This is a genomic window from Acinetobacter marinus, assembly GCF_900096915.1.
GTDB classification, from domain to species: domain Bacteria; phylum Pseudomonadota; class Gammaproteobacteria; order Pseudomonadales; family Moraxellaceae; genus Acinetobacter; species Acinetobacter marinus.
The window spans coordinates 259,151-283,950 of sequence record NZ_FMYK01000002.1 but is presented as its reverse complement, the minus strand read 5'-3'; the positions used below and the strand labels follow the sequence as shown (position 1 = coordinate 283,950).

The window sequence follows — 24,800 nt, the reverse complement described above, 5'->3', positions numbered from 1 at the left end:
CCATGACATCTATCAAAAATTACACAGCAAACCTTGATGGCAGATCAAAAGCGTTTAAGCTCGTATGCAGCTTTTAACATCGTATGAAAAAGCCTCAAAGACCAGTTCTTTGATCAAGGAAAAGTGTGATTTATGAATACTGTAATCCACCCTGCTGCACAACATGGTTTTAGCCAAAGTGCAGATGTCTATCAACATGCTCGTCCAGATTACCCTCAAGCCATTGTCGAATGGATGCAACATGATCTTGCACTGAATGCACAGAGCCAACTGGCTGATCTTGGCTCGGGCACAGGCAAGCTGATTCCTTTTTTACAGCAAGTGAGCCAAAAAATCACGGCGATTGAACCAATTAGTGAGATGCTCCAGCAATTACAGCACCGCTTTCCAGCAGTGGCGACGAAACAGACCGACAGTCAAAACCTGAGTTTTCCCAGTGAATATTTTGATGCCTTGTTTTGTGCACAATCCTTTCATTGGTTTGCCGATAGCGCTTCACTCGATGAAATCTATCAGGTCTTGAAACCGCATGGTATTTTGGGACTCATTTGGAATCAACGAGATACCACTGTACTGTGGGTCAAAGCCATTGCAGATCTGCTTGCCCCGCTTGAAGGCGATACGCCACGTTATCACACAGGTCATTGGCAACAGGTGCTTGACAATCATCATGAACAATTTGCATTGGTGGATCAGCAGACTTTCGCCTTTGAGCATGTCGGCACAGTGGAGCAAGTGGTGATTCAGCGTATACTGTCTACCAGCTTTATTGCTGCATCCTCCGTTGCAGACAAAGCCATCATGCGCCAATCCTTAGAAAAGTTAATCAAAAATCAGCTCGGACTCGATCCAACCGATGAGATTGCTTTTCCCTATGTGACCCATGCTTATCATTATCAAAAAACTTAAGGTCTGTGGACAGTTCACAGCGAATCACAAAAAAATAAAGCGCCACATTCATCATGGCGCTTTGTATTTTTACTAGAGGTTTTATATTAAACGTAACAACGCATCAAGCATGCTTTTAAAACTGGTTTTTAAGACCGATTTGATGCGCCCTGATTTTGCTCAATCCATTGAATCGATTCAACTTGAAAGACTTCACATGCGCCCTCGCCGACATCATCAGGTCGCAGTGATGAACGCCAGACCAAATCATCCGCTTTGATTTCAACCAGATTGCCTTTCATCCGCACTAAATCGCCACGTTTCACCTGTTTGATCTGCTGTGCAATCTCAGGATTAGCAGGAATGATATGAATATTGGAGACCATTTGCATGGCTTCTTTGGCAGGCACGGGCAGTGACGGAATCGCCCATTTTAAAAAGCGATCATACTGCGTGACATGGATTTGCGAGGCAATTTTTGGGTTGGCAAACATGCCCCAACTCACTGCAAAATCCACAGGAGAAAATTTGGCTTGCTCATCATCTTGATAAGTCTTATAGCCCAAAATCCGAAAATCACCTTTGAATGGCTTTAACACCGACACCGATTGCCCTGCGATCGGCGGCAAGCCCAGCGCCACATTATTTGGGTTTTGTGGCACTGGATTGCGTACAGCATGATTTGTCGCTTGCTGATCAATGAGCGTTTGAATCAAATCCGCAGTATTATGATGACTGGCATGGGTCATGCTCGCAGAGGCACAAGTTAAACATAAAACCATCGAGAATTTTTTCATCACACGCCACCTCACTGCTACAAAACCCACCAAGACATTGCTCAAGAAATATTATTTTGCAATAGTTCCTGCTGATTTTGGGTAGTTTTTAGTAAGGATTTGGTTGCATAAGTATGCTGTAGAATGCCGATTTTGCTAAAGCAACTTTACTCAAACTCGTTTTCTTCATCGTCATCAGTCGGCATGGCAATATGAATAGTTTCAAAGCGTACTCGCCCATCGTCAATCGCTTGTGCAATCGCTTGTTGCCCTTTGGTCAATCTGGCTGTACCCGACTTGATATCAATCAATACCACTTCAATCTCTTCGGCATCACACAACCCTTCTCGAAAGTCGCTATAACCTGAAAACACCACATAATCCACAGGATCACCCAAAAATTTGGCGTCACTTGGCAGATAATCAAACTCTGGCAAATGTGGGGCAAATTGCTCAGCCATTTTACCTTTGAGCACGGCTCGACTGGTATTGACGCTGCGTTTGCGTGCGAGTGCGAGTGCTTGATCATGTTCTCGCCGTATTTCACTGATTTCATATTGATAGCTGGCATGTAATTGCTGTATTTTGGTCAAATAAAACCACAACAAGCTGATCAGCACACCCACTACAAAACCCAAAATCAGTGCCACAGGAACAGACATAATTTACTACTCAATATTTACGATGATTACAGCAGATGGATTTTCCAATTGCTGCGGAGATTTAAACAATTTCTTGTCCAGAATTCAAATACAGAACTCAAATACAGAACTCAAATAAATTCATGCAATTAAAGTCAGCAAAATCACCTCATGTCATTCTCCTGTCACAATTTAGTGCTATGCTAGGGTAAGGTGTTTGTAGTCGATTACTATAGGAGCGTGTGAGAAATGAAAACAATTTTAATTGCCAATCAAAAAGGTGGCTGTGGCAAAACCTTAACCGCAATCACGCTCGCTTCTGCCCTCGCCAACCGAGGCTACAAAGTCGCCCTTGCCGATGCTGATACGCAAAAATCATCATTAAAATGGCTAAAAATGCGCAGTAAAGATGCCGCCAATATTCAAGCAGTAGACTGGCGCAACGAAAGCTCGATTGGTGATGCGCCCGCCAAAGTCGACTGGTTGATTATCGATGCACCTGGTGCACTCTCAGGAGAACACGCCGAACATTTGATTGCTGAAAGTGACGCCATGATCGTGCCATTACAAGCCTCATTTTTTGACATCGACAGCACCAAGCGCTTCTTAAAAAATATCGACGACATCAAACGCATCCGCAAAGGCAAAGTCGATATTATGTTGCTTGCCAACCGCATCAAAACGGGTGCCAATAGCAAGGCACAAATCCAAAAATTCTTCGACAAAGTCGACCAGCAACCTGTGGCATGGATCAGTGAGCGCACCGCTTATGGTCAGCTGGCGATGGATGGGCTGGGCGTGTTTGATCGTACTCAAAAACAATTTATGCTGATTCAACAACAATGGGAACCGCTAATCCGTCGTTTGCTTGGTCAAAATAGTGCGGATAAAAAGGAAGATTGGTTCTAGTTCGCCTGATTTTAAGCTAACATAGACTCAGCATGCTTCGTCGTAATGGATCGCCTCTCGTGCAAAAAAATGCGCCTATTTTGCAACGCTTATTATTATTCGGACTATTTTTCTGTCTAATCTTATTAAGTTTTGAAATCCTTAAATATTTTATTGTTCCTGTAGTCTGGGCATCGATCATCGCCTATATCACATGGCCTTTGCATCAAAAAATCTTGAGCTGGGTCGGTGGACGTAAGAATATCAGCGCCATCATCATGACCAGTCTCTTGGTATTGGTGGTCGGTGTGCCCTTAATCATTGGTGTTTTTGTACTACAGCACGAAGGTCGGCAACTGTATTTTGAGCTACAACATCAGCTCTATTCAGGCAAAATCCAAGTTCCTGACTTTATCCAAACGCTACCATTGGTCGGTCCAGAGATTCAGCGCATTACTTTTGAACTCAATAGCAATCCGCATGCCATTACCCAAAACATTGGCTTATGGATACAAGGTCATCTTGGCTATGGGCGTTTTGTACTCACCGAGATTAGCCGTAATGTGGTGAAGCTGGTCTTTGCCGTGCTGTCATTATTTTTCTTTTATCGTGATGGCAATGTGATTTTGGAGCAAGTGCGCCGTGCGTTTGAAATGGTGATTGGTCCTCGTATTCACCATTATTTTCAAACCATTTCTGAAACCACTCGTGCTGTGGTATACGGCGTTGGTTTGACCGCAATTGCACAGTCCTTACTCGCTGGAGCAAGTTATATCGTCGCTGGTGTACCCAACCCGATGGTACTGACTTTAGTGACTTTTATTTTTGCCTTAATCCCATTTGGTCCGCCGATGGCATATGGCAGTGTCGCACTGTGGCTATTCTCGCAGGGGCATACTGTCGAAGCGATTGGCGTGCTAATCTGGGGCGTGGCGATCGTGAGCAGTGCCGACAATGTGATTCGCCCACTGGTGATCTCTGGTGCAACCAAAATTCCTTTCTTACTGATCATGTTTGGTGTACTTGGTGGTCTGGCAAGTTTTGGCTTAGTCGGGGTATTTATCGGTCCTGTGATCTTGGCGGTGCTCCTTGCAATTTGGAAAGAGTGGCTACAAGAAAATATTCAAAAGGCGGAAGACCAACACCCCAATCCAGACCAACTGATTACCGAGGATTTAAAAGCGGATTAAATCCTGCACCTTGTCTCAATCATTCAAAACACATTGTATTGATTTAAGCTCGATTTCGATCGGGCTTTTTTGTCGATGCGTTTTGCTCGTGCAATCTATCACTATCCGCAAAATTTACATTATGTTGCTTTACTTTCATACTGTTACAACAAGAGAGAATGATTCGTATTAGGCTAGAGCCACTCTTTTTTAAATTTTTAATTTTGCAGAACAGATGGAGCGTCAAGATGATCAACACAATGAAAATGAAACTGCTCGCAGGTGGCTTACTCTCAGCGATGGTGATGACAGGCTGTACCACCATGACCAAAACTGATGAAATGCAAAAAATCAAAGTCTATGCCGTCAACAGTGAAGGCGTTGGTGACAGTATCGGGACAGTCACCTTTATCAAAGCGGATCAAGGACTTGTGGTCAAGCCTGATCTGAAAGGCTTACCTGCTGGACAGCACGGCTTCCATATTCACGAAAATCCATCGTGTGAACCTGATATGAAAGATGGCAAAGCAGGTGCTGCACTCAAAGCAGGTAGTCATTATGATCCGCAAAACACAGGCAAGCATGGCTATCCTCAAGGTGATGGTCACTTAGGTGATTTACCTGCGATTACAGTCAATGCCGATGGCACAGCAACCTCAGCAGTGCAAGCACCTCGTCTGAGCCTTGATGCAATCCAAGGACGTGCGTTGATGATTCACGCAGGTGGAGATAATTATTCTGACAAGCCTGAAGCGCTCGGTGGTGGTGGTGCACGCATTGCATGTGGTGTGATTAAATAAATTTGGACTGAATTCGGTCTGTATCGAAAAGAGCACGCTATGTGCTCTTTTTTTGTTGGTCAATTTATCAATAAAATGAACCGCTTTGCCCAAGTCCTACTATCAAACAACAATTCTTTCAGATAGCACTGTTCATGTTAAACTAACATCTATCACGCATTGCAACATCGATCTGGTGTGTTGCATTTCTATATTTATTTTTGATTTTATTGCTATTTTTATGCTCTCAACAATTCAAAAGCACTGGTTTTCCAATATTCGTGGCGATGTTTTGGCTGGGATTGTGGTCGGTCTTGCCCTGATTCCCGAAGCAATTGCATTTTCCATCATTGCTGGGGTTGATCCACAAGTTGGACTCTATGCGTCATTTTCTATGGCGGTAGTGATTGCGTTTATGGGTGGTCGCCCTGCGATGATTTCAGCGGCTACGGCAGCGATGGCACTGCTTATGGTGACCTTGGTCAAAGAACATGGACTGCAATATTTATTTGCCGCAACCATTTTGACGGGGATCTTGCAGATCATTGCAGGACAGCTCAAGCTCGCCAAGCTGATGCGCTTTGTGTCAAAGTCAGTGGTCATTGGATTCGTCAACGCCTTGGCGATTTTGATCTTTATGGCGCAACTCCCGCAACTGATTGATGTGCCGTGGGCGGTGTACCCGTTAGTGGCTTTGGGTTTGGCGATTATTTACCTGTTCCCCCTGATTCCCAAAATCGGACAGCTGATTCCCTCGCCCTTAGTCTGCATTATTGTAGTGACAGCGATTTGTCTGCTATTTGGCGTGAATATTGGTACAGTAGGTGACTTGGGTACTTTGCCGACGACATTACCGCATTTTTTCATGCCTGATATTCCGTTGAATCTCGAAACATTACAAATCATCTTGCCTTATGCGATTGCACTTGCAGCAGTTGGCTTACTTGAGTCGATGATGACTGCCACCATTGTCGATGAAATGACCGATAGCGACAGCGACAAACACCGTGAGTGTAAAGGACAAGGCATCGCCAATATTGTCACGGGATTTATGGGCGGAATGGCGGGTTGTGCCATGATCGGACAATCGATGATTAATGTCACCTCTGGTGCAAGAACTCGACTATCAACATTGGTCGCAGGTTTGTGGTTATTGATTTTGGTGATTTTTATCAGTGATTGGTTGCGTGTAATTCCGATGGCAGCACTTGTCGCTGTGATGATCATGGTGTCGATCAGCACCTTCAACTGGGATTCGATTCGCAGTTTTCATAAAAATCCAAAATCCAGCAATATCGTCATGCTTGCGACCGTTGCTGTCGTGGTGGCAACCCATAATCTTGCACTTGGTGTGTTGCTTGGCGTCATTCTTTCTGCACTATTCTTAGCGAATAAGCTGGAAAATGATGTACAGGTCGAAAGTCACTTGCACCAAGGTGTGCGCCATTATGATGTACGTGGGCAGATTTTCTTTAGTTCATCGGAGCGGTTTTATCATTTCTTCAATTTCGATGAAAAAGTGACGCAAGTGGTGATTGATCTCAGTCATGCCCATATCTGGGATGTGACTTCCGTGGCAATGCTCGACAGTGTGGTACAGAAATTTAAAAATCACGGCATAGCAGTCCATGTTCAAGGCTTAAATGAAGCCAGTTCGGTCATGATCGATAAATATGGTAAACACGCCAAAATTTAAGTTGAAAGATAGTTTTCCAAAGTCTCAATATACTGTGTTCAATAAAAATGCCTAGCTGTCTGCTAGGCATTTTTTGCTTTAACTTTTGCAAATTGGTTGATGAAATAATGCGTTGCTCAACTCGCCAATTGACACTCATCTGTTGCAATGGATAACTTCTTCTTGGCAAATTGAAGTACACCATCATCAAAACGTGCCTTTTGCAACGCATCACGATCGGCATAATAGCTATGCTCACTTTTCCACGGTGCTTTAGTACCTTGTCTAGGCATAATCTGATCGGCACGTTTGATATAGCCCGAATTCAGACTACTGCCCATCAGACTTTCCGTCGCTTTGGCAGATGCGTCACCTTGCGCAACCACTGTTGCATACTGATGTTGATCCATGTGCGTTAATAACCGTGCAAGATACTCAGCAACCACATCGACTTTTAACGTCCACGATGCATTGGTATAACCAATCATCAGCGCAAAGTTGGGAATATCGCTGAGCATTGTACCTTTGTACAACATCTCTTGCCGTGTATCGATGGTCTGACCATCAAGCGTAGCCTTGATCCCGCCGAGCAACTGAATTTCAAGCCCTGTCGCAGAAACCACAATATCCACTTCGATCTTCTTCCCTGACTTGAGCACGACCCCATTTTCCTCAAAATGATCAATATGATCAGTTTCAATGAACGCCTGCCCTTCTCGTAATACTTGAAAAAGATCACCGTCAGGCACCACACACAAGCGCTGATCCCATGGGTTATAATTTGGGGTAAAGTGGCGCATATCCACCTTACCCTTAAGCTGCCGTTTCACCGCAGTTAATAATAATTTTTTCAACAGCTTCGGCTGTGACTTCGCCAGTGCATATATGCCCCGCTGCACCGCAATGTTGCGTTTACGGGTCAGTTGATATGCCCGTTCTTCCGATAAAAATTTGCGCATGGTATTGTAAACCATATCGATCGCGGGCACAGAAGCAATATAAGTCGGTGAACGCTGTAACATAGTCACAATCGCCCCTTGTTTTGCCATCGCAGGCACCAAGGTAATCGCCGTTGCTCCACTACCAATGATTAAGACTTTTTTGCCGACATAATCTAGATTTTCAGGCCAATGCTGTGGATGAATAAATTGCCCTTTGAAGCGATCAGCTTGCGGAAAATCAGGCTGGAAACCATGTGCATAATTATAGTAGCCAGTACAACTCACCACAAAGTTTGCAGTCCATTGTTCTGTTTTACCATTATTGTCTACCGTCAATTCCCAAAGCTGGCGACTCGAGTTCCAATTGGCAGACTCGATCGCATGATTGAATTTAATTTTTTGATTTAATCTATTTTCATCAATGGTTTCTTGCAAATAACCACAGATCGACGCACCATCAGCCAGAACACTAGCTTTCGTCCACGGCTTAAACACATAGCCAAAGGTAGACATATCCGAATCAGAACGAATTCCTGGATATTGGAATAAACTCCATGTTCCGCCTATACGGTCACGACGCTCAAAAATAAGGAAGTCACGCTGTGGTGCGTCGTTTTGGAGATGTACCGCTGTACCAATGCCTGAAATCCCTGCACCGATGATCAATGTATTAATATGCTGAGCCATTATTCTGTTCCGAGTTTTGCTTTGATCTTACTCTAGCACAAACTTGACAATGCGCAATGTCAATTTGGGAAATTTTTAAGGATATTTTATGCCAATCTGATAAATTGATGGGGATCAATCGATCTTTCTATAAAAAATGCATTGGTTTGGCATCAAGTGTAAACACTTATAATTAAATGGTTTTTATAAAGATGGACGTGCTAATGTGATACTATCAACTGATTATTTTACTTATAAAGATTTTTATTTTTAAATACGAAAAGAAAAAAAGGTCAGCTTAAGCTGACCTTTTTTATTGCGAATAATAGAATTATTCAGCAGATTTGATCTCACGATCTACAAGCTCAACATAAGCCATTGGCGCAGCATCACCTGCACGGAAGCCTGCTTTAAGCACACGTAGATAACCGCCGTTACGTTCTTTGTAACGAGGGCCAAGAACGGTAAATAATTTACCAACAGTTGCAGCTGAACGAGTACGAGCAAATGCCAAACGGCGGTTTGCTACAGTATCGTTTTTCGCTAAGGTGATCAAAGGCTCAGCAACACGGCGAAGTTCTTTCGCTTTCGGCAAAGTTGTTTTAATCAACTCGTGCTCTACAAGAGCATTCGTTAAATTTTGGAACAACGCTTTGCGATGGCTGCTGGTACGGCCTAATTTAACACCACTATTACGATGACGCATGGTGAATAGTCCTACTCAATTAACGGCTACGATAGGCAAAACGATCGTCCATACGCAAACTAGCTGGTGGCCAGTTTTCTAAGCGCATGCCGAGTTGTAAGCCTTTAGAAGCCAACACATCTTTAATCTCAGTCAACGATTTCTTACCTAAGTTAGGAGTTTTCAGCAACTCAACTTCAGTACGTTGAACAAGATCACCAATGTAGTAAATATTTTCTGCTTTCAAACAGTTCGCCGAACGAACAGTAAGCTCCAAATCATCCACTGGACGAAGTAAGATCGGATCGACCTCTTCACGTGGTTCTTGTGCAACAGGTGCTTGATCTTTTTGCAAATCAACAAAAATTGCGATTTGTTGTTGCAAAATGGTCGCTGCCTTACGAATCGCTTCTTCAGGATCAACAGTACCATTGGTTTCAAGATCAATAACCAGCTTATCCAAGTCAGTACGTTGTTCTACACGAGCACTTTCGACTGTGTATGACACACGAGTGATTGGGCTATAGCTTGCATCAAGTTGTAAACGACCTACTGGACGAGTTTCACCTTCAGGGAAACGCGCATCAGATGGCTCATAACCACGACCTTGAGCAACTTTTAGGCGCATTTTTAAATGACCGTTAGCACTCAAAGTACCCAACACATGTTCAGGATTTGCAATTTCAACATTATGTGGCAAACGAAGATCAGCTGCAGTCACTTCTCCAGCGCCTTGTTTGTCTAATGTTAAATATGCTTCGTTCTGATCGAACAGTTTAATTGACAACCCTTTTAGATTCAGCAAGAGCTCGACGATATCCTGCTGCAAGCCTTCTAAGGTACTGTACTCATGCTCGACACCTTCTATTTCCACCTCTACCACAGCAGCGCCAGGTAGAGAAGACAATAGAATGCGACGCAAAGCATTACCAAGAGTGTGACCGAAACCACGCTCTAAAGGCTCAAGAATTACTTTTGCCGAGGTTCCTGTAACCGCATCGACTTTGATCGCTTGCGGAGTAAGGAACTCGTTTGCAGTACGCGTCATATTGCCACCTCAAGGATTATTTAGAATACAATTCTACAATCAAGCTTTCATTAATTTCAGCAGATAGATCAGCGCGATCTGGTGCAGATTTAAACGTACCTTCCAATTTAGAGTGATCTACATCAACCCACTCTGGAATACCACGTTGAGTCGCTAATTCAATTGCATTTTTAATACGCAATTGTTGTTTAGCGCCTTCATGCACAGCAATCACATCACCTGCTTTCACTTGAATTGATGCAATATTTACACGGCGACCATTCAAAGTAATGCTACGGTGAGAAACTAACTGACGAGCTTCTGCACGAGTAGAACCAAAGCCCATACGATAAACAACGTTATCTAAACGGCTTTCAAGGAGTTGTAACAAGTTTTCACCTGTTGCACCTTTTACACGAGCAGCTTCTTTATAGTAATTACTAAATTGACGCTCTAAAACACCGTACATACGACGTACTTTTTGTTTTTCACGTAATTGTAGTGAATACTCAGATTGCTTACTGCCACGAGCCCCGCCATGTTGACCAGGCGCTTTAGCATGTTTTTTCGTTTTGACGTCAAAAGGTTTAACGCCAGATTTAAGTTGCAGGTCTGTCCCTTCGCGGCGAGAGAGTTTGCATTTAGGACCAATATAACGAGCCATGAATGTTTCTCCTTACACGCGACGTTTTTTAGGTGGACGGCAACCGTTGTGAGGAATTGGGGTCACATCGGTAATGCTGTTAATCTTATAACCCACTGCACCTAATGCACGAACCGCAGATTCACGACCTGGACCAGGACCTTTTACAAGGACGTCCAAGTTTTTCAAACCGTAGTCCAAAGCTGCTTTACCAGCAACTTCAGCCGCTACCTGAGCAGCAAACGGAGTTGATTTACGTGATCCACGGAAGCCTTGTCCACCTGAGGTGGCCCAAGCCAATGCATTACCTTGACGATCGGTAATGGTTACAATGGTGTTATTAAAAGACGCGTGAATGTGTGCAACACCTTCAGAGACGGTACGAGAGACCTTCTTGCGTGTGCGAGTATCTTTAGCCATCTTTTAGCTTCCAAAAATCTTACTTTTTAATCGGTTTGCGCGGACCTTTACGGGTACGTGCGTTAGTTTTGGTGCGTTGACCACGGACAGGCAAGCTGCGACGATGACGAAGGCCGCGGTAGCAACCTAAATCCATTAAACGTTTAATGTTCATGGAAATTTCACGACGTAAATCACCTTCGGTAGGAACCTTAGCAATTTCCGAGCGAATCGCATCTAGCTGTGCGTCATCTAATTCACGAATTTTCGTTGTCGGTGCAATACCAACAGCAGCTAAGATATTCTTAGCAGTATGGCGACCAACACCAAAAATGTACGTGAGAGAGATAACAGCATGCTTGTTATCCGGAATGTTTACACCGGCAATACGAGCCATTGACTTTTCTCCAACAAGGCGCTCGAGATAATGAGCCGCCCCACAAAAATCTTGAGGGGCGGATATTAACCCAAATTACCTAATAAATCAACAGGTCTAAGATTAAGATTAACCTTGACGTTGTTTATGACGAGGTTCTGCGCTACAAATTACGCGAATTACCCCATTACGACGGATAACTTTACAGTTACCACAAATTTTTTTCACTGAAGCTTGAACTTTCATGATAAACCTCTAATGCTTTGTCTTACGACTTAGCGGTCGATTTTCTCATCAATGTTTGATTATCATATTGATGCGAAGTTAAATGTGCTTGTAGCTGCGCCATGAAGTCCATCACAACAACCACAACAATCAGCAAGGATGTTCCACCTAAATAGAATGGCACACCAAACGAGCTTTGTAACACCATCGGCATCAGACAGATGACCGTCATATAAATCGCACCAATAAAGGTCAAACGATTGAGAATATGATCCAAATATCGTGATGTCTGTTCGCCTGGGCGAATCCCCGGCACATATGCGCCACTACGCTTTAGATTCTCAGCAACTTCTTTTGGACTAAATACCAAAGCGGTATAAAAATAACAGAAGAAGATGATTAAAACACCGAACAAAATCAAATACAGCGGTTGTCCAGGTGATAAAACTAAAGCCAAATCTTGCAATGTACTTTTAATAATACCCGCATCAGGATCATTACCACCCACCCATTGCCCTAAACTTGCAGGGAACAAGAGTAGTGAGCTAGCAAAGATCGCTGGAATCACACCTGCCATATTAATTTTTAATGGCAAATGGGTTTGCTGTGCAGTAAAGATACGACGACCTTGTTGCTTTTGTGCATAGTTCACTGGCACACGACGTTGCGCTTTTTCGATAAATACAATGGCTGCCAATACAAATAAGGACAACACCGCAAATACTAAAATCGCAATCATACTGCTCTGTCCACTTTCAACCGAAGTGAACGTCTGCATCACCAATGTTGGTAAACCTGCAACAATACCCGCAAAGATAATCATCGAGATCCCGTTACCCACACCACGCTCAGTAATCTGTTCACCCAACCACATCAAAAACATGGTGCCTGCAACCAAAGAAGTCACAGCAGGAACATAGAATGCCAAGCCAGTAGATAAGGTAATCCCTTGACTAATCAAACCAGCACACATACCGACTGATTGAACCAGTGCAAGTAATAATGTGCCTTGACGCGTATATTGCTGGATTTTACGTTTACCTTGCTCACCTTCTTTTTTCAGTGCTTCTAATGAAGGCACTACAGAAGACATGAGCTGCACAATGATCGATGCCGAAATATACGGCATGATTCCAAGCGCAAGAATCGACATACGCTCTAATGCACCACCAGAGAACATGTTAAACATCCCAAGGATTGTGCCTTGGTTTGCATTAAACAAATTCTCTAGCGCAGCATTATTAATACCAGGTACAGGGATATGCGCTCCTAGTCGAAACACCAACAATGCCCCCACAAGGAACATGAGTCGGTTAATAATCTCACGATACTTGACATAAAAAGGTTGCCCTTTTTGCAAATGCACGTGACCTGAAGAACTAGGAGACATAGACACCGACGATTACTCCTCGACTTTACCGCCAGCCGCTTCAACAGCAGCTTTCGCACCTTTAGTCAATGCAACACCTTGAATAGTGAATGCACGAGCAACATCACCAGAAAGTACAATACGAGCACGCAACATATCTTTACGTACTACGTTCGCAGCTTTCAATGTCTCAAGTGAAACGATATCACCTTCAACTTTTGCAAGCTCAGACAAACGTACTTCAGCAGTTTTCAATGCGATTTGGCTAGTAAAACCAAATTTTGGTAAACGACGATACAGCGCAGTTTGACCACCTTCGAAACCTGGGCGAACGCCACCACTTTTACGTGATTTTTGACCTTTCACACCACGACCACCAGTCTTACCGACACCAGAACCGATACCGCGACCAAGGCGAAGATTTTCGCGCTTTGCACCTTCTGCAGGTGCGAGTTCATTCAAACGCAGAGTCATGGCTTATTCCTCTACACTGACCATATAGTAAACTTTATTGATCATGCCACGGTTAGAAGGAGTATCAACTACTTCTACAGTATGACCAATGCGACGCAGACCTAAACCTTGTAGGCAAAGTTTGTGATTTTTCAAACGATGCGAAGATGATTTAGTCTGGGTAACTTTAATCGTTTTCATGATTATTACCCTTGAATTTCTTCTACTGATTTACCACGTTTCGCAGCGACTTTCTCAGGAGAAGTCATATCACGCAAACCGTTGAAAGTTGCGTTGACTACGTTAGCAGCATTTGTAGAGCCATAACATTTCGCAAGTACGTTATGTACACCAGCTGCTTCAAGAACAGCACGCATTGCGCCACCAGCAATTACGCCAGTACCTTCAGATGCAGGTTGCATGTACACACGGCTTGCACCATGACGTGCATTCACAGGGTGTTGTAAAGTTGTTCCTTTCAGATCAACAGTAATCATGTTGCGACGTGCAGCTTCTAGTGCTTTTTGAATAGCAGCTGGAACTTCACGTGCTTTACCACGACCAAAACCTACACGACCATTACCATCACCAACCACAGTCAATGCTGTGAAAGAGAAGATACGACCACCTTTAACCACTTTGGCTACACGATCAACGGCAACCAGCTTTTCAACAAGACCGTCGTTTTGTTCAACTTTAGCCATGATTAGAACTCCAAGCCGTTTTCACGAGCAGCATCAGCCAAGGCTTTGATACGACCATGAAATTTAAAACCAGAACGGTCAAATGCAACTTTTGTTACGCCAGCAGCTTTAGCACGTTCAGCGATCAATGCACCAACTTTAGTTGCCGCATCAACGTTACCCGTAGTACCACTACGCAAAGATGCATCCAAAGTAGAAGCCTGCGCTAATACTTTGCCACCATCTGCAGAAATCACTTGCGCATAGATGTGACGCGGTGTGCGGTTTACACACAAACGAGTCGCACCCAATGCACGAATGTGCAAGCGTGTGCTTTTTGCACGACGCAAGCGGGATTGTTTCTTTTCGTTCATAAGAACCTCGCGCCTTATTTCTTCTTAGCTTCTTTACGAAGTACAACTTCGTCAGAATAACGAACACCTTTACCTTTATAAGGCTCTGGTGGACGATAGCCACGGATTTCAGAAGCAACTTGACCTAATAATTGCTTATCAGCAGACTTCAGTACCACTTCAGTCGCTGTAGGTGTTTCAGCAGTCACACCTTCAGGCAAGTTGTAATCGATTGGATGAGAAAAACCAAGGTTCAGGTTAACAACATTACCTTTCACCGCAGCTTTATAACCAACACCGATTAGTTGCAGTTTACGTTCAAAACCGTCACTTACACCCTTCACGAGGTTATTTAATACAGCGCGAGCAGTACCAGCTTGCATCCAAGCGTCTTTCGACTCTTGCTTAGGAGCAATTTGAAGTTTACCTTCTTCCTGTTTTAGCTCGACCAGCGCATGCAGGTTGAAAGACAACGTACCTTTGCTGCCTTTCACTTCGACCTGCCGGCCGTTCTGAGTAACTGTTACACCATTTGGTACAGTTACTGGGGCTTTAGCCACACGAGACATGAGGAATCACCTATTAAGATACAAAAGCAAGGACTTCACCACCAACACCTGCAGCACGAGCCGCACGGTCAGTCATGACACCTTTGCTTGTAGAAACAATTGCAACACCTAAACCTTGCTTCACGCTTGGTAAGCTATCTTTATTGCGATATTGGCGTAGACCTGGACGGCTTACACGCTTAATGCTTTCGATAACTGGTTTGCCTTCAAAATATTTCAAGGTAATGGTCAAAGTCGTCTTAGCACCCTCGGAAGATACTTCAACGCCAGAGATATAACCTTCTTGCTCTAGAACGTTTGCAATTGAAACCTTCAATTTAGAGCTTGGCATAGCAACAGTTGCTTTATTTGCCATTTGTGCGTTACGAACACGTGTTAGCATGTCGGCAACGGTATCTTGCATACTCATTTATAGTCGCTCCTTACCAGCTTGCCTTAACCACGCCTGGGACATCACCCTGCATCACGGTATCACGCAATTTGTTACGGCTTAGACCGAACTTGCGGAAATAACCATGTGGACGACCAGTCAAACCACAACGGTTACGCAGACGCACTGGAGATGCATTACGTGGTAATGCTTGAAATTTCATCATCGCTTCAAAACGCTCTTCTTCAGACGCATTGACGTTTGCAATAATTGCTTTTAATTCAGCACGTTTTGCAGCGTATTTAGCGACTGTTTTCTCACGTTTTAATTCGCGATTAATCATACCTTTCTTAGCCATATCGACCTCTTATTTGAACGGGAAGCCGAATGCACGCATAAGCGCACGGCCTTCGTCATCGGTGCGAGCAGTCGTAGTAACGGTAATATCCATACCACGAATACGATCAATCTTATCGAAATCGATTTCAGGGAAAACGATTTGCTCTTTCAAACCCATTGAATAGTTACCACGACCATCAAATGATTTCGCTGAGAAACCACGGAAGTCACGGATACGTGGGATTGCAATAGAGATCAAGCGATCTAAGAATTCATACATTTGGTCGCCACGTAATGTAACTTTACACCCGATTGGCCAACCATCACGAATTTTAAAACCAGCGATTGATTTACGTGCAAGCGTTACCACTGGCTTTTGACCAGCAATTAACGTCATGTCTGCCACAGCGCCATCTAATAATTTCTTATCAGTTGCAGCTGCACCAACACCCATGTTTAGAGTGATTTTTGTGATGCGAGGAATCTCCATCACATTCTTAATGCCTAACTCTTCTTTAAGTTTGGCTTTAAGTTCGTCGTTATAACGAGTTTTAAGTCTGGCCATTGCCCTATCAACCTATTACTTCGCTGCCGCCACTGCTTCACCATTTGACTTGTAAACACGAGTTTTCGTGCCTTCTGCATCAACTTGGTAACCAATACGGTCAGCCTTTTGGGTTGTAGCATTTAAGATTGCCACATTAGAGATATGAAGCGAAGCCTCTTGAGTAACGATGCCGCCTTCAGCGCCAGTTACACGGTTTGGCTTTTGATGCTTCTTCACCAAGTTAAGGCCTTCAACCTTAACACGATCTTCTGAAATAGACAGCACAGTACCCTGTTTGCCTTTTTCTTTACCAGCGATCACGATCACTTGATCGCCTTTTTTAATTTTAGCCATGATTGCCTCTTATAGAACTTCTGGAGCCAATGAAATGATTTTCATGAACTGTTCAGTACGAAGTTCACGAGTCACTGGTCCGAAAATACGAGTTGCAATCGGTGCTTTGTTATTGTTCAAAATCACCGCAGCATTGTCATCAAAACGGATCACAGAACCGTCTGGACGACGAATACCAAATTTGGTACGAACAACAACAGCATTCATGACGTCGCCTTTTTTAACACGGCCACGTGGAATTGCTTCTTTTACAGTTACTTTAATAATATCGCCAACAGAAGCGTAACGACGATGCGAACCACCGAGTACTTTAATACATTGTACGCGGCGTGCACCACTGTTATCTGCTACGTCGAGCATACTTTCGGTTTGAATCATTGCCCTACTCCAAAACCGAGCATCACTGGCTCATTCGAAAGGCGCTAATCCTACTCGAAATTTGCCAATGATGCAACAAGAACGTTGAATTACTCAGCAGCTGCTTCAACTACTTCAACTAAAGTCCAAGACTTAGTTTTAGAAATTGGGCGGCTTTCTTTGATGGTTACAAGATCGCCTAACTTAGCGGTATTGTTCTCATCATGAGCATGTAACTTAGTTGAACGGCGGATTGATTTGCCATACAACGGGTGTTGAACGCGACGTTCGATAAGTACAACAATCGACTTATCCATTTTGTCACTAACGACTTTACCCGTTAAAGTGCGAACTGTATTCTCACTCATTGTCCGTTCCCCTGTTTTTCGGTAAGGAGTGTCTTGATGCGTGCGATCGCCTTACGAGCAATTTGCACTTCGTGCGTTTTGCCCAATTGACCAGTCGCTTTCGCCATGCGAAGACGGAATTGGTTAAGCTGTTGCTCATCAAGCAAGGCTTTCAATTCTTCTACCGATTTTTCACGTAGATCTTTAGTATTCATTACATTACCGTCCGAGTTACGATAGTGGTTTTAAACGGGAGCTTAGCAGCTGCAAGCGTGAATGCTTCGCGTGCCAACTCATCGTTCACACCTTCCATTTCGTACAGGATCTTACCTGGCTTGATTTGGCAAACCCAGTATTCAACAGAACCTTTACCTTTACCCATACGAACTTCTAATGGTTTTTCAGTAATTGGTTTGTCAGGGAATACACGGATGTAAATCTTACCACCACGTTTTACACGACGGCTAATCGTACGACGCGCTGCTTCGATCTGACGCGCAGTCATTTGACCACGTTCAGTCGCTTTCAATGCGATCGTACCGAATGATACTGTACTACCACGATGCGCTAGACCAGTGTTACGGCCTTTGTGCACTTTACGGAATTTGGTACGTTTAGGTTGCAACATGGATTATTCTCCCTTGTCTGCAGCACGGTCTGAACGACGACCACGACGCTCTTGACCTTCACCACGACCACGACCACGTTTAGCTGGACGTTCCTCGCTTGGTGCTGGGTTCATGACTTGTTTCATGCCGCCCAAGATTTCACCACGGAAAATCCAAACTTTAACACCGATCGTACCGTAAGTTGTTTCTGCACGGAAAGTAGCGTAGTCGATGTCCGCACGAAGCGTATGTAGAGGTACACGACCTTCACGATACCACTCAGTACGTGCAATCTCTGCACCACCTAAACGACCAGAAACTTCAACCTTGATACCTTTCGCACCAGCACGCATAGTGTTTTGAACCGCACGCTTCATAGCACGACGGAACATTACGCGTTTTTCGAGTTGTGAAGCAATTGCTTCAGCAACTAAACGTGCGTCTAAGTCAGGGCGATCAATTTCATTAATGCTTACTTGCGCAGGAACACCCATAATAGATGTTAATTCGCGTTGTAATTTTTCAATGTCTTCGCCTTTTTTACCGATCACGATACCAGGACGTGCAGTGCTAATGGTTACTTTAGCTGCGCCTGTAGGGCGTTCGATAAGAATATTGCTGATCATCGCGCCTTTAAGTTTTTTGTTCAAAAACTCACGAACTTGAAGATCTTTTAGCAAGTATTCAGCGTATTGTTTTGGGCTCGCATACCAGTTGGCGTTATGACGCTTCACAACACCTAGGCGGATACCGATTGGATGAACCTTCTGACCCATATCAAACTCCTACCTTAACAGTGATGTGACAGGTACGCTTAGTGATACGATCCGCACGACCTTTTGCACGTGGCATGATGCGTTTTAGGCTCATACCTTCGTCAACGAAGATCGTTGTTACTTTCAGATCATCAACATCTAAGCTGTTGTTGTGTTCAGCATTGGCGATCGCAGATTCGAGTGCTTTTTTGACCAACACAGCAGCTTTTTTGTTGCTGAAGCTCAAAATATCGAGTGCGCGCGCAACTGACTTACCACGGATAAGATCAGCAACCAAACGTGCTTTTTGTGCCGAGATAGCGGCACCGCGTAATTTTGCAGTTACTTCCATCATGACACCTATTAACGTTTAGATTTCTTGTCAACACCGTGACCACGATAGGTACGGGTTGGCGCGAATTCACCAAGTTTATGTCCAACCATATGCTCAGTAATAATTACTGGAACGTGGTTACGACCATTATGAACAGAGATTGTTAGACCAACAAAATCTGGGAGGATCATCGAACGACGTGACCATGTCTTGATCGGCTTGCGGTTGTTGGCAGCAACTGCCGCTTCAACCTTAGCAAACAAGTGTGCGTCGACGAATGGACCTTTTTTTAATGAACGAGGCATTAGTTAGATTCCTTACTTGACGCGACGATCGCGAATAATCATCTTAGTCGTACGCTTATTGGTACGAGTCTTGTACCCTTTCGCTTTTTGACCCCATGGGCTTACAGGTTGAATACCTTTGTTACGCCCTTCACCACCACCATGCGGGTGATCAATCGGGTTCATCGCCATACCACGAACGGTCGGACGAACACCACGCCAGCGCGCTGCACCAGCTTTACCCAATGAACGAAGGTTGTTTTCTTGGTTAGAAACTTCACCAAGAACGGCACGACATTCAACATGCACTTTACGCATCTCGCCTGAACGCAGACGAATAATTGCATAAATGCCATCACGACCCAACAACTGTGCTGAAGTACCAGCAGAACGCATCAACTGCGCACCTTTGCCGATTTTAAGCTCGATGTTGTGAATCGTAGAGCCGATAGGCATATTGCGAAGTGGCAAACAGTTCCCTGGACGAATTGGTGCATCGTTACCAGATTGAACCTTATCACCAGCACGCAAACCTTTCGGCGCAATGATATAGCGACGCTCACCATCAGCATATTTTAACAATGCGATGTGTGCAGTACGGTTAGGATCGTATTCAATACGCTCAACAACCGCCGGAATGCTATCTTTATTACGTTTGAAGTCTACAATACGGTACTGTTGCTTATGACCACCACCAACGTGACGAGTCGTGATATGACCGTTGTTATTACGACCACCAGTACGTTTTTTAGCTTCAGTCAACGCTGCAAACGGCTTTCCTTTGTGAAGATGGTTATGCACCACTTTTTCCACAAAGCGACGCCCTGGAGACGTTGGCTTACATTTTTGAATTGGCATAATTCTCGTCCTTATTCCGCTGCACTGCTTGTATCAGCAGCGGTATCGCCCAAGTCAGCCATTTCTACATCTTGGCCAGCTTTCAGGGTGACGTATGCTTTTTTCACATCAGAACGACGTCCTAATGTACGACCAAAGCGTTTAGTTTTGCCTTTAGTGATGGTTGTATTTACTTTCACAACTTGCACACCAAAGAGTTGTTCAACCGCTTTTTTGATTTCAAGTTTAGTTGCATTAATATCAACTTTGAACACTTGAACACCAGCAGTATCGCCTAAAACTTGTGCTTTTTCTGAGAATACAGGTCCACGGAGGACTTGATAGATACGTTCGTTGTTCATCCGAGTTCTACCTCAATTTTCTTCGCAGCAGCAACAGACATAACAACTTTATCAAATGCGATCAAACTTACTGGATCGATTGCAGTTGCGTCAACCACATCAACGTGTGGAATGTTGCGAGCAGCTAGGTAAAGATTCTCATCAACAGCATCAGTTACGATTAATGCACGGCTTGCATTCAAGTCATTCAACTTAGAAATAAGCTCTTTGGTTTTTGGTGCAGATACTTGAATATCTTCAACCAACACCAAACGATCTTGGCGAACAAGTTCAGCCAAAATACATTGCATCGCACCACGATACATTTTACGGTTCACTTTTTGAGACCAATCTTGTGGACGAGCAGCAAAAGTTTTACCACCACCTACCCAGATTGGGCTACGAATAGAACCAGCACGAGCACGACCAGTACCTTTCTGACGGAATGGCTTTTTACCACCGCCAGATACGTCTGCACGTGATTTCTGTGCACGAGAACCTTGACGACCACCAGCTAAGTAAGCTGTTACTACTTGGTGTACAAGCGCTTCGTTAAACTCACGACCGAAAGCAACTTCAGACAATTCAACCGCAGAGCCGGAAACAGTTTTTAAATTCACTTTATTTCCCCTCAAGCCTTGATGGTAGGACGTACGATAACGTCACCGCCAGTTGAACCAGGAATAGCACCTTTAACAACAAGAACTGAACGTTCTGCGTCGATAGATACCACTTCAAGACCTTGCACAGTTACGCGTTCATCACCTAAGTGACCAGCCATTTTTTTGCCTTTGAACACGCGACCAGGTGTTTGGTTTTGACCTGTAGAACCCAAAACACGGTGAGATACAGAGTTACCATGTGTAGCATCTTGCGTACGGAAATTCCAACGCTTCACACCACCTTGAAAACCTTTACCTTTCGACTGACCTGTTACGTCAACAACTTGACCGACTTCAAACAAATCAACACCGATCGTTCCACCAACTTCACGACCTTCAAGTTCCGCTTCAGTTACACGAAATTCTTTCACAAGACGACCAGCAGCTACGCCAGCTTTTGCAAAGTGACCTTTCTGTGCGCTCGTTACGCGAGATTCGCGACGCTCACCAGTAGTCACTTGAATTGCCTGATAACCATCAGTTTCAAGTGTTTTGATTTGTGTAATACGGTTTGGATCGACTTCGATCACTGTGACTGGCACAGAGACGCCGGCTTCAGTGAAAATGCGGGTCATACCGCACTTGCGACCGACTAGACCAATAGCCATGTGTGTAAACCTCTTAAAATACAGCTGATTAAATCTTTTTATAAATCGACTTAATCATCCGAAAGCCTTATCCCAATGCGATCTGAACGTCAACACCAGCCGCAAGATCCAATTTCATCAATGCATCAACAGTTTTATCTGTAGGTTGAACAATATCGATCAAACGTTTGTAGGTGCGAATTTCGTACTGATCACGCGCATCTTTGTTCACGTGAGGTGAAGTCAAAACGTTAAAGCGTTCGATGCGAGTAGGCATCGGAATCGGACCACAAACTTGTGCGCCCGTACGCTTAGCAGTCTCCACGATCTCTTGAGAAGATTGATCAATCAGACGATGATCAAAAGACTTAAGACGGATACGGATTCTCTGGTTAGACATACCAGTAAACTCCAAGCTTAAAATATAAAGAATCACCCATGACGCAGCTCACCTTTGTAAAAAACATCAGGCAAGTGTCAAGGGCAGTGAAAATCACTAAGGTCGTGATCGATGCCACGACTGTCACGATTAATTGAGCATATCATTCAAGCCATCGAATTAAATTCAACGACTTAACCATCTCAATTCATCTTCAAAATTTGAAGGTCGCCTATTATAACGACACACCTCCACTAAAGCAAGGCAAGCGAACGAATATTTTTTAGTCTACCTCTCCCGATCACATTCTTGCCATTTCGGATTTTCTTTTCGTTTTATTTGCTACAGATTATGCGCTCGCATCTAGTGTCGCCCCGCCAAAGCGCTGTGACAGTACATAATCAATGGCTTGGTTGAGTAGTTGATTACCTGCTTTGAAATAGCGAGCCGCATTAGGCAGTATGGCTTTTTTAAGCTCTTCTTTTGCATGAGGTATCTGCTGAGTAAACAACCCCACTTCGTCATCATCTTCCAAAAAGACTTTTAATGCACTTGCGGTAATTTCAGGATGAAACTGAAAGCCAATAACATTCTTGCCAATCTGAAAGGCTTGGTTGCTACATACAGCATTTTCCGCCAAACGTATCGCACCTTGTGGCAAGGCAAAGGTTTCGCCATGCCATTGCATAATTTCACATTGCTCAGGCATCACAAAACAATCGATCGGATACGGATTGACTGCCTGTATCGCCGTCCAGCCGATTTCACGCTGGGGATTTGCACTAACTTTTGCGCCTAAGGCACTGGCAATCAACTGCCCGCCGAGACACAAGCCAATTACTGGCTTACCACTGGCAATATAGCGGCGTAACCAGCGTTTCTCGATGACTAACCACGGATAGGTCGCCTCATCATTAACACTCATCTTCCCGCCCATGATGATCAGCAAATCAACATCGTCGATATTTGGCAAGGCTTCAATATCTAGCTTGTATTCTTTCGGTAGGGCAAAAAATTCTGTGGCACTGATCTTAGCGTTCTTACTTTTTAAATAGCTTTCACAGCTCCCAAACCCCTCACCAGCTATATGCTGAAAATAATGCACTCGCAGTTGCGCTGTCATGTCGTTATTCCATTGTTTTGACGATTTACAAATGAATTGCAAAATTAAAGCCAAGCCCTCGACAAAATATGAAAAAATGATATTTATTCACATTTCATTATCATTTATTAACAATGTCTAAGCATACAAAATTCACTGAATCGAACGCATTACCTTCAACAGTCCACTTGCAAACTGCACTGAGCCAACCGATTCGCCAAGCACCACAATATATTCACACGGTGCAAACACCGATCTATCGTGCTTCGACCATTATTTTCAAAGATACCAACGCACTGAATAATCGTCACTGGTCAGACGATTATGACTATAGTTATGGTACGCACGGCACGCCGACGACCTACAATCTTGCCGATCAAATTGCGCACATTGAAGGTGCAAAATACTGCTTGCTTGCACCAAGTGGATTGTCTGCGATCAATCTGGTCAATAGCGCACTTTTAAATACTGGCGATGAAGTGTGGATTCCTGACAATATTTATAGTCCAAACCACGATCATCTCGTTTCCTTACAGCAGAAATATGGCGTAGTGTTAAAAATCTATAGCCCAACCGATCTGGATAGCATTCAATTTTCATCACAGTCGAAATTGCTATGGATCGAGGTTGCAGGTTCAATTACTTTAGAATTTCCTGACTTAGCCACACTGATCAAAAAGGCCAAAGCACAGGGTGTAATGACGGCACTGGATAATACATGGGGCGCAGGTTTAGCTTTCTCGCCTTTTGACATTTATGATGCAAATAAAAGCAGAGACAATGAAAAACTTGCGGTCGATATGAGCGTGCACGCCTTAACCAAATATCCAAGCGGTGGCGGTGATATTCTGATGGGAAGTATTTGTACCATCGATAAAAAATTGCATCTTGAATTGCTTCGTATGCACGCCTTACAAGGCATTGCTGTATCAGGTGATGATTGCGCCCAAATCAGCCGAAGTGTCAGCCACATGGCGTTGCGCTATCAACAACATCATCAAAATACGCTGAAACTAATTCCATTTTTACAATCTCGTGCTGAATTCTCCCAAGTGCTACACCCAAGTATTGCAAGTCATGCAGGACATCAATATTGGAAAGCCATTTGTCAGGATGGGCTGGGTGCAGGGATTGTCAGCGTGATATTTAGAGCGGAATACCAAGTTGAACAGATTCAGCAATTTTGCAATACATTACGGTTATTCCACCTCGGATTTAGTTGGGGCGGACCGACCAGCTTAGTGATGTATTATGATCTCAAAGCGATTCGCAAATTGCCAACGCCACACCTTCAAGACGGTTGGCTGGTACGATTCTGTATCGGGCTTGAGCATGCAGATGATTTGATCAAAGATATTGCACAAGCACTTGATGCGTTCTCGTCATAGGAGC

Annotated in this window: 37 protein-coding genes and 1 pseudogene; 6 read left to right on the top strand and 32 right to left on the bottom strand. The window is 44.0% G+C overall.

Annotated features, from left to right (window positions below; translation table 11 throughout):
* Nucleotides 1-132: 132 nt before the first annotated feature.
* Nucleotides 133-909: a class I SAM-dependent methyltransferase gene (locus tag BLQ60_RS04750; RefSeq protein WP_092616783.1), complete on the top strand. Its 777-nt coding sequence runs from the start codon at nucleotides 133-135 to the stop codon at nucleotides 907-909.
* A gap of 128 nt (nucleotides 910-1,037) precedes the next feature.
* On the opposite strand, the pseudogene BLQ60_RS04745 reads toward BLQ60_RS04750, so the two are convergent.
* Together BLQ60_RS04745 and BLQ60_RS04740 are read right to left on the bottom strand one after the other, a co-directional pair.
* Nucleotides 1,038-1,532 (bottom strand): annotated as a pseudogene (locus BLQ60_RS04745) (hypothetical protein); the annotation flags it as partial.
* Nucleotides 1,533-1,831: 299 nt separating this feature from the next.
* Nucleotides 1,832-2,326: a Holliday junction resolvase-like protein gene (locus BLQ60_RS04740; protein WP_092616778.1), complete on the bottom strand. Its 495-nt coding sequence runs from the start codon at nucleotides 2,324-2,326 to the stop codon at nucleotides 1,832-1,834.
* A gap of 228 nt (nucleotides 2,327-2,554) precedes the next feature.
* Between BLQ60_RS04740 and BLQ60_RS04735 the strand changes: the two genes are divergently transcribed.
* The 4 genes from BLQ60_RS04735 to BLQ60_RS04720 all read left to right on the top strand — a co-directional run bounded on the left by BLQ60_RS04735 (nucleotide 2,555) and on the right by BLQ60_RS04720 (nucleotide 6,837).
* Nucleotides 2,555-3,214, top strand: a complete 660-nt coding sequence (locus BLQ60_RS04735; protein ID WP_092616775.1) for a ParA family protein — start codon at nucleotides 2,555-2,557, stop codon at nucleotides 3,212-3,214.
* 59 nt (nucleotides 3,215-3,273) lie between these two features.
* The gene (locus BLQ60_RS04730; protein ID WP_171259048.1) at nucleotides 3,274-4,383 is read left to right on the top strand and encodes an AI-2E family transporter; all 1,110 of its coding nucleotides are present in this window, start codon (nucleotides 3,274-3,276) and stop codon (nucleotides 4,381-4,383) included.
* Between the two features lie 245 nt (nucleotides 4,384-4,628).
* Nucleotides 4,629-5,162: a superoxide dismutase family protein gene (sodC, locus tag BLQ60_RS04725; RefSeq protein ID WP_092617403.1), complete on the top strand. Its 534-nt coding sequence runs from the start codon at nucleotides 4,629-4,631 to the stop codon at nucleotides 5,160-5,162.
* Between the two features lie 220 nt (nucleotides 5,163-5,382).
* Nucleotides 5,383-6,837: a SulP family inorganic anion transporter gene (locus BLQ60_RS04720; protein WP_092616769.1), complete on the top strand. Its 1,455-nt coding sequence runs from the start codon at nucleotides 5,383-5,385 to the stop codon at nucleotides 6,835-6,837.
* 116 nt (nucleotides 6,838-6,953) lie between these two features.
* Here the strand turns inward: BLQ60_RS04720 and BLQ60_RS04715 are convergent, their stop codons facing one another.
* The 30 genes from BLQ60_RS04715 to BLQ60_RS04570 all read right to left on the bottom strand — a co-directional run bounded on the left by BLQ60_RS04715 (nucleotide 6,954) and on the right by BLQ60_RS04570 (nucleotide 23,429).
* Entirely contained in the window at nucleotides 6,954-8,444 is a 1,491-nt protein-coding gene (locus tag BLQ60_RS04715; protein ID WP_092616766.1) for a flavin-containing monooxygenase, read from the bottom strand.
* A gap of 310 nt (nucleotides 8,445-8,754) precedes the next feature.
* The gene (gene rplQ / locus BLQ60_RS04710; RefSeq protein WP_092616763.1) at nucleotides 8,755-9,129 is read right to left on the bottom strand and encodes a 50S ribosomal protein L17; all 375 of its coding nucleotides are present in this window, start codon (nucleotides 9,127-9,129) and stop codon (nucleotides 8,755-8,757) included.
* A 19-nt stretch (nucleotides 9,130-9,148) separates the two neighbouring features.
* Nucleotides 9,149-10,156: a DNA-directed RNA polymerase subunit alpha gene (locus tag BLQ60_RS04705; protein ID WP_092616760.1), complete on the bottom strand. Its 1,008-nt coding sequence runs from the start codon at nucleotides 10,154-10,156 to the stop codon at nucleotides 9,149-9,151.
* A gap of 16 nt (nucleotides 10,157-10,172) precedes the next feature.
* On the bottom strand, nucleotides 10,173-10,799 hold the full coding sequence (gene rpsD, locus BLQ60_RS04700) for a 30S ribosomal protein S4 (protein WP_092616758.1): 627 nt from the start codon (nucleotides 10,797-10,799) through the stop codon (nucleotides 10,173-10,175).
* A 12-nt stretch (nucleotides 10,800-10,811) separates the two neighbouring features.
* Nucleotides 10,812-11,198 carry a 30S ribosomal protein S11 gene (rpsK, locus tag BLQ60_RS04695; RefSeq protein WP_004641037.1) on the bottom strand — a complete coding sequence of 129 codons (387 nt, stop codon included), beginning with the start codon at nucleotides 11,196-11,198 and terminating at the stop codon, nucleotides 10,812-10,814.
* Between the two features lie 19 nt (nucleotides 11,199-11,217).
* Nucleotides 11,218-11,574: a 30S ribosomal protein S13 gene (gene rpsM, locus BLQ60_RS04690; protein ID WP_092616755.1), complete on the bottom strand. Its 357-nt coding sequence runs from the start codon at nucleotides 11,572-11,574 to the stop codon at nucleotides 11,218-11,220.
* A 108-nt stretch (nucleotides 11,575-11,682) separates the two neighbouring features.
* Nucleotides 11,683-11,799 carry a 50S ribosomal protein L36 gene (gene rpmJ / locus BLQ60_RS04685; RefSeq protein WP_039619814.1) on the bottom strand — a complete coding sequence of 39 codons (117 nt, stop codon included), beginning with the start codon at nucleotides 11,797-11,799 and terminating at the stop codon, nucleotides 11,683-11,685.
* Nucleotides 11,800-11,821: 22 nt separating this feature from the next.
* Nucleotides 11,822-13,168 carry a preprotein translocase subunit SecY gene (secY, locus tag BLQ60_RS04680; protein WP_092616752.1) on the bottom strand — a complete coding sequence of 449 codons (1,347 nt, stop codon included), beginning with the start codon at nucleotides 13,166-13,168 and terminating at the stop codon, nucleotides 11,822-11,824.
* Nucleotides 13,169-13,180: 12 nt separating this feature from the next.
* Complete coding sequence (rplO, locus tag BLQ60_RS04675; protein ID WP_092616749.1) at nucleotides 13,181-13,621, bottom strand: 50S ribosomal protein L15; 441 nt, start codon at nucleotides 13,619-13,621, stop codon at nucleotides 13,181-13,183.
* 3 nt (nucleotides 13,622-13,624) lie between these two features.
* The gene (rpmD, locus tag BLQ60_RS04670) at nucleotides 13,625-13,801 is read right to left on the bottom strand and encodes a 50S ribosomal protein L30 (protein WP_004825182.1); all 177 of its coding nucleotides are present in this window, start codon (nucleotides 13,799-13,801) and stop codon (nucleotides 13,625-13,627) included.
* A gap of 5 nt (nucleotides 13,802-13,806) precedes the next feature.
* Nucleotides 13,807-14,304 (bottom strand): 30S ribosomal protein S5, encoded by a 498-nt coding sequence (rpsE, locus tag BLQ60_RS04665; protein ID WP_092616746.1) that lies wholly within the window; start codon nucleotides 14,302-14,304, stop codon nucleotides 13,807-13,809.
* Between the two features lie 2 nt (nucleotides 14,305-14,306).
* Nucleotides 14,307-14,657: a 50S ribosomal protein L18 gene (gene rplR, locus BLQ60_RS04660; RefSeq protein WP_092616743.1), complete on the bottom strand. Its 351-nt coding sequence runs from the start codon at nucleotides 14,655-14,657 to the stop codon at nucleotides 14,307-14,309.
* Nucleotides 14,658-14,671: 14 nt separating this feature from the next.
* A complete protein-coding gene (gene rplF / locus BLQ60_RS04655; protein ID WP_092616740.1) occupies nucleotides 14,672-15,205 on the bottom strand; it encodes a 50S ribosomal protein L6 in 534 nt (177 codons plus the stop codon).
* A gap of 13 nt (nucleotides 15,206-15,218) precedes the next feature.
* Nucleotides 15,219-15,614 (bottom strand): 30S ribosomal protein S8, encoded by a 396-nt coding sequence (gene rpsH, locus BLQ60_RS04650; protein ID WP_092616737.1) that lies wholly within the window; start codon nucleotides 15,612-15,614, stop codon nucleotides 15,219-15,221.
* 13 nt (nucleotides 15,615-15,627) lie between these two features.
* The gene (gene rpsN / locus BLQ60_RS04645; protein WP_092616734.1) at nucleotides 15,628-15,933 is read right to left on the bottom strand and encodes a 30S ribosomal protein S14; all 306 of its coding nucleotides are present in this window, start codon (nucleotides 15,931-15,933) and stop codon (nucleotides 15,628-15,630) included.
* A 9-nt stretch (nucleotides 15,934-15,942) separates the two neighbouring features.
* Nucleotides 15,943-16,479, bottom strand: a complete 537-nt coding sequence (gene rplE, locus BLQ60_RS04640) for a 50S ribosomal protein L5 (protein WP_092616731.1) — start codon at nucleotides 16,477-16,479, stop codon at nucleotides 15,943-15,945.
* 15 nt (nucleotides 16,480-16,494) lie between these two features.
* A complete protein-coding gene (rplX, locus tag BLQ60_RS04635; RefSeq protein WP_092616728.1) occupies nucleotides 16,495-16,815 on the bottom strand; it encodes a 50S ribosomal protein L24 in 321 nt (106 codons plus the stop codon).
* 9 nt (nucleotides 16,816-16,824) lie between these two features.
* A complete protein-coding gene (rplN, locus tag BLQ60_RS04630; RefSeq protein WP_004725701.1) occupies nucleotides 16,825-17,193 on the bottom strand; it encodes a 50S ribosomal protein L14 in 369 nt (122 codons plus the stop codon).
* An 89-nt stretch (nucleotides 17,194-17,282) separates the two neighbouring features.
* Nucleotides 17,283-17,540 (bottom strand): 30S ribosomal protein S17, encoded by a 258-nt coding sequence (gene rpsQ, locus BLQ60_RS04625; protein WP_092616725.1) that lies wholly within the window; start codon nucleotides 17,538-17,540, stop codon nucleotides 17,283-17,285.
* Entirely contained in the window at nucleotides 17,537-17,734 is a 198-nt protein-coding gene (rpmC, locus tag BLQ60_RS04620; RefSeq protein ID WP_092616722.1) for a 50S ribosomal protein L29, read from the bottom strand. Before rpmC ends, rpsQ begins: the two co-directional genes overlap by 4 nt.
* Complete coding sequence (rplP, locus tag BLQ60_RS04615) at nucleotides 17,734-18,147, bottom strand: 50S ribosomal protein L16 (protein WP_092616719.1); 414 nt, start codon at nucleotides 18,145-18,147, stop codon at nucleotides 17,734-17,736. Before rplP ends, rpmC begins: the two co-directional genes overlap by 1 nt.
* A gap of 3 nt (nucleotides 18,148-18,150) precedes the next feature.
* Entirely contained in the window at nucleotides 18,151-18,903 is a 753-nt protein-coding gene (gene rpsC, locus BLQ60_RS04610) for a 30S ribosomal protein S3 (protein ID WP_092616716.1), read from the bottom strand.
* 1 nt (nucleotide 18,904) lies between these two features.
* Entirely contained in the window at nucleotides 18,905-19,234 is a 330-nt protein-coding gene (gene rplV / locus BLQ60_RS04605) for a 50S ribosomal protein L22 (protein ID WP_092616713.1), read from the bottom strand.
* A gap of 11 nt (nucleotides 19,235-19,245) precedes the next feature.
* Nucleotides 19,246-19,521, bottom strand: a complete 276-nt coding sequence (rpsS, locus tag BLQ60_RS04600; protein WP_004985338.1) for a 30S ribosomal protein S19 — start codon at nucleotides 19,519-19,521, stop codon at nucleotides 19,246-19,248.
* A 12-nt stretch (nucleotides 19,522-19,533) separates the two neighbouring features.
* Entirely contained in the window at nucleotides 19,534-20,358 is an 825-nt protein-coding gene (gene rplB / locus BLQ60_RS04595) for a 50S ribosomal protein L2 (protein ID WP_092616710.1), read from the bottom strand.
* Nucleotides 20,359-20,369: 11 nt separating this feature from the next.
* Nucleotides 20,370-20,699, bottom strand: coding sequence for a 50S ribosomal protein L23 (rplW, locus tag BLQ60_RS04590; RefSeq protein WP_092616707.1), 330 nt, complete (start codon nucleotides 20,697-20,699; stop codon nucleotides 20,370-20,372).
* Nucleotides 20,696-21,298, bottom strand: coding sequence for a 50S ribosomal protein L4 (gene rplD, locus BLQ60_RS04585; protein WP_092616704.1), 603 nt, complete (start codon nucleotides 21,296-21,298; stop codon nucleotides 20,696-20,698). The genes rplW and rplD overlap by 4 nt, the downstream gene beginning before the upstream one ends.
* Before the next feature lie 11 nt (nucleotides 21,299-21,309).
* Entirely contained in the window at nucleotides 21,310-21,948 is a 639-nt protein-coding gene (gene rplC, locus BLQ60_RS04580; protein ID WP_092616701.1) for a 50S ribosomal protein L3, read from the bottom strand.
* 67 nt (nucleotides 21,949-22,015) lie between these two features.
* Nucleotides 22,016-22,327, bottom strand: coding sequence for a 30S ribosomal protein S10 (gene rpsJ / locus BLQ60_RS04575; protein WP_004725677.1), 312 nt, complete (start codon nucleotides 22,325-22,327; stop codon nucleotides 22,016-22,018).
* Between the two features lie 328 nt (nucleotides 22,328-22,655).
* The gene (locus BLQ60_RS04570; RefSeq protein WP_092616698.1) at nucleotides 22,656-23,429 is read right to left on the bottom strand and encodes a type 1 glutamine amidotransferase; all 774 of its coding nucleotides are present in this window, start codon (nucleotides 23,427-23,429) and stop codon (nucleotides 22,656-22,658) included.
* A gap of 113 nt (nucleotides 23,430-23,542) precedes the next feature.
* Here BLQ60_RS04570 and BLQ60_RS04565 point away from each other — a divergent pair, with 113 nt between their 5' ends.
* A complete protein-coding gene (locus BLQ60_RS04565; protein ID WP_092616695.1) occupies nucleotides 23,543-24,796 on the top strand; it encodes a PLP-dependent transferase in 1,254 nt (417 codons plus the stop codon).
* Nucleotides 24,797-24,800: the final 4 nt, after the last annotated feature.